Raw genomic sequence first — 255 nt, forward strand, 5'->3', positions numbered from 1 at the left:
GGAATTATCCGTTAGAAAGAAAAGGCACAGAAGCCTAAAATGCATCTGTGCCATACTGTTCTCTGGAATAAATATAATAATGTAATCTATCATCATCAAGATCCTCTTGTGTCATTTTCGAAGGAAACAGATCATTTTCAAATTGTATCAACTGCCTTGAAAGGCTTTCACATTCGCATTCAAGCCAGAAAGTATACTCTCTTGTGGTGATGAAGTTCTTTCCATCAAAACAGTCCTGCTTAACTTTACCAAACA

General features: G+C 36.1%; 1 protein-coding gene. It reads right to left on the reverse strand.

Annotated elements, in window-relative coordinates; translation table 11 throughout:
• Window positions 1–34 precede the first annotated feature (34 nt).
• Window positions 35–255, reverse strand: a 221-nt coding sequence (locus NE665_RS24585; RefSeq protein WP_256302792.1) for a hypothetical protein, incomplete at its 5' end; no start/stop codon positions are given.

This window comes from Clostridium sp. DFI.1.208 (genome assembly GCF_024463855.1).
Classification (GTDB): Bacteria; Bacillota_I; Bacilli_A; order Erysipelotrichales; family Erysipelotrichaceae; genus Clostridium_AQ.